This window comes from Mycobacterium sp. (assembly GCF_035633495.1).
In the GTDB taxonomy this organism is placed as follows: Bacteria; Actinomycetota; Actinomycetes; order Mycobacteriales; family Mycobacteriaceae; genus Mycobacterium.
Genome location: NZ_DASQEU010000003.1, coordinates 1 through 3,046, shown reverse-complemented (window position 1 = coordinate 3,046; position 3,046 = coordinate 1). Strand labels below are relative to the sequence as shown.

Below are 3,046 nucleotides of genomic sequence, written 5' to 3'. Positions count from 1 at the left end.
GGGTTTGGTGGTACGCACCCGCTTGCCGCGGCGGGCTCCAGCGATACCGGCGGCCCGTATCAGCCGGGCGACTTGATCACGTCCGATGCCGTGGCCGGCGCGGCGGGCGGTCTTCCACAGCTTGCGCACACCGTAGACCCGGTAGTTGTCCTCCCCACAGCGCCATGAGCACAGGACCCATGACGGCGTGACGCTGGGAGCGCGCCGACGGCGTGCGTGCCTTGAACGCGTAGTACGTGCTCGGGGCCACCTGAACGCCTGCAGATCGCAGGACGGTACAGATGGGCTCGACCCCGAGATCGTCGCGGTTGGCGTCGATGAAGACGACTACTTCTTGTGTTGGCGGTCGAGCTCCGCCCCGAAGAAACTCGCCGTCCGTTTCAGAATAGCGTTGGCCCGCTTGAGTTCTCGGACCTCCTGCTCGAGATCCTTGACCCGCTGCGACTCCGTGGTCGATACCCCCGGCGCATGGCCGTCGTCGATGTCGGCCTGGTGACTGCGCTCATGACCGCACCGACTCGATTCCGTACCCGAGCTGGCGGGCCACCCGCTGCACCGTCCCGTGATCGGTGCCGAGTTCGGCGCGCAATGCCCGCACCATCCGCACCGCCGCGGCCTTCTCCCCCGGGCTGTACCTGCGTGTCGTCGGCTTCCCAGGCGACTGTTCCTTCGGCATGACTCCATCGTCGTTTCCAAGGTCGGGAGCCTCCAACATTTCCAGTGCGATTCATAACCCCGCCCCAACCAGACGACGAGCGAGCCCGCGCGATCCGATCGCCGGGAGTGGATCGAGGCTTAGTGGTCTCGATCGTAAGTTCGTCGGGGTTCATGTCCAGGCGGTCGGGTCGCCCAGGTAGAGGCCGCAGGCGGTGTCGAGGGCGTCTTCGGGTGCGCCGGCTGTGAATCCTGTCGGCAGGACGGAGTCCTCGTAACCGTCTTTGCTTGCGAGGTAGATTGCGAAGCCCCAGCGGGCGGCTGATCCGCCGTAGCGCAGCCGCATCAAGGCCATGGGCTCGCCGTCGGGCATGGTTGCGCTGACGTAGGCGAACGCGCCGCGGAACCGGACATCGATACCGGTCAGCTGTGGCCATCGTTGGCGGGCGTGGGCGGACAGCCGCTGTTGCAGGGACGCTTTCGTCGCGGCGGGCGGTGCGGCCATGGTCACTGATCCTGCCGGATCGACGTGTCGTTGACCACCGTCTCCGTCGGGACGGGTGAGGCTGGAGTGACTATTGGGAACTTGTCTTGGAGCGCCATGATGTCACCGACCAGCACCGACCAGATCACGTTGACCGGTTCACAACGCCGAGAATTAACCCGATTGACCCGAGCCGGGCGCACCGAGCAACGGCTGGTGACCCGGGCCCAGATCATCTTGGCGGCTGCTGTCGGACAGGCCAATGCCCAGATCGCCCGGCGACTGGGGGTCAGCGAGGACACCGTGCGCAAGTGGCGTCACCGCTGGTGTGCGGCACCGGGTTTAGCGTCGCTGGCCGATGCGAAACGGTCCGGCCGTCCACCGGAGTTCACCGACGTGCAGGTCGCCCAGGTCAAGGCGATGGCCTGCACACCGCCAGCCGACAAAGGGCTGCCGCTGTCGCGGTGGTCGTGCCCGGAGTTGGCCCGCCACGCCGTCGACGACGGGATCGTCGCGTCGATCTCGTCAGCGACGGTGCGCCGGTGGCTGTCTGAGGACGCGCTCAAGCCCTGGCAGTACCAGTCGTGGATCTTCATCACCGATCCCGACTTTGCCCTCAAGGCCCAACGGGTGCTCGACCTATACGACCGAAAATGGGACGGGAAACCGTTGGGCGCAGGCGACTATGTGATCTCGGCCGACGAGAAGACTTCCATCCAGGCCCGCTGCCGCTGCCATCGCACCCTCCCGCCGGGCAAGTCCCGCCAGATCCGGGTCAACCACGACTACGACCGTCGCGGTGCGGTGGCTTACCTGGCCGCCTACGACGTGCACCGCGGCAAGGTCTTCGGACGCTGCGAGGACACCACCGGCATCGCCGCGTTCACCAACCTGGTCGAACAGGTCATGACCCAAGAGCCCTACGCCTCCGCCGAGCGCGTGTTCTGGGTGGTGGACAACGGCTCGTCACACCGCGGACAGAAAGCGATCGACCGGCTCGCCGAACAGTTCCCAAACGCGATCATGGTGCACACCCCGGTGCACGCCTCATGGCTCAACCAGGTCGAAATATTCTTCTCCATCGTCCAACGCAAAGCGCTCTCGCCCAACGACTTCACCGACCTTGACATCGTCACCGACCGCCTGGCCGCGTTCGAGGAGCGCTACAACCAGACCGCACGCCCGTTCAAATGGAAATTCACCACCGCCGACCTCGATGACCTGCTCATCAGGCTCGACAAGCACAAACCCGAACAGACACACGATTCAGCCCAACCACGCGCAGCCTGACCCCCGACGAACTTACGATCGAGACCACTGAGCCGTGACGAGGTCCAGACCCATCAGCGTGAGCGCATCTTCCTCGCGCTCGAGACCGAGATCTCAGCAAAGGGCTATGCCGACACCAGCGTGGCCGACGTCATCAAGAGCGCGGGGTGTGGCGGCAGACCTTCTACGAGCTGTTCTGCTCGAAACAGGAGTGCTTCATCGCGAGCTCACGGACGCCGACAGGGAGCGGTGATCGGAGCGATCTTCGCGACACCTGCGACGAATTCTCCGATGGATCGTTTCGCCACGCTGCTGCGCACCTATCTCACCGTCATGGCGAGGGATCCCGCGATATCCCGCCTCTATCTGATCGGCGTCTACACGGCCGGCCCGGAGGCGATCGCTGCGCGACTCGCGCTGCAGCAACAGTTCGTCGACGGGGTCGCCGCGGTGTTCGACGCCCAGTCAGAACAGGAACGCTTCGTCTGTCAGGTTCTCGTCGCGGCGATCTCGACACTCGTGACGAATGCGCTCGAGGAGGACCCCCGCGCGGTGCTCGATCTGTACGAACCGCTCAACCGGGTGGCACGGCAATTGATGGCGGGGGAGTAGGCGCTACTCCTGAAAGCGGTAGCCCAT

Annotated in this window: 3 protein-coding genes, 1 pseudogene and 1 other annotated feature; of the genes and pseudogenes, 2 read left to right on the top strand and 2 right to left on the bottom strand. The window is 65.1% G+C overall.

Annotated elements, in window-relative coordinates; translation table 11 throughout:
• A pseudogene (locus tag VET27_RS00615) lies at positions 1–676 on the bottom strand (IS3 family transposase); the annotation flags it as partial.
• Positions 242–373, bottom strand: a sequence feature (AL1L pseudoknot). Its footprint overlaps the pseudogene before it by 132 nt.
• A 150-nt stretch (positions 677–826) precedes the next feature.
• Entirely contained in the window at positions 827–1,159 is a 333-nt protein-coding gene (locus tag VET27_RS00610; protein ID WP_526514455.1) for a hypothetical protein, read from the bottom strand.
• Between the two features lie 99 nt (positions 1,160–1,258).
• On the opposite strand from VET27_RS00610, the gene VET27_RS00605 reads away from it, so the two are divergent.
• Positions 1,259–2,428: an IS630 family transposase gene (locus tag VET27_RS00605; protein ID WP_526514454.1), complete on the top strand. Its 1,170-nt coding sequence runs from the start codon at positions 1,259–1,261 to the stop codon at positions 2,426–2,428.
• 270 nt (positions 2,429–2,698) lie between these two features.
• Positions 2,699–3,019 (top strand): hypothetical protein, encoded by a 321-nt coding sequence (locus VET27_RS00600; RefSeq protein ID WP_526514453.1) that lies wholly within the window; start codon positions 2,699–2,701, stop codon positions 3,017–3,019.
• The last annotated feature ends 27 nt before the right edge of the window (positions 3,020–3,046 follow it).

What these genes read in the sequence shown, in the direction of transcription:
- VET27_RS00610 (WP_526514455.1), bottom strand. Translation starts at nt 1,159, where the DNA reads ATGGCCGCACCGCCCGCCGCGACGAAAGCGTCCCTGCAACAGCGGCTG.
- VET27_RS00605 (WP_526514454.1), top strand. Translation starts at nt 1,259, where the DNA reads ATGTCACCGACCAGCACCGACCAGATCACGTTGACCGGTTCACAACGC.
- VET27_RS00600 (WP_526514453.1), top strand. Translation starts at nt 2,699, where the DNA reads ATGGATCGTTTCGCCACGCTGCTGCGCACCTATCTCACCGTCATGGCG.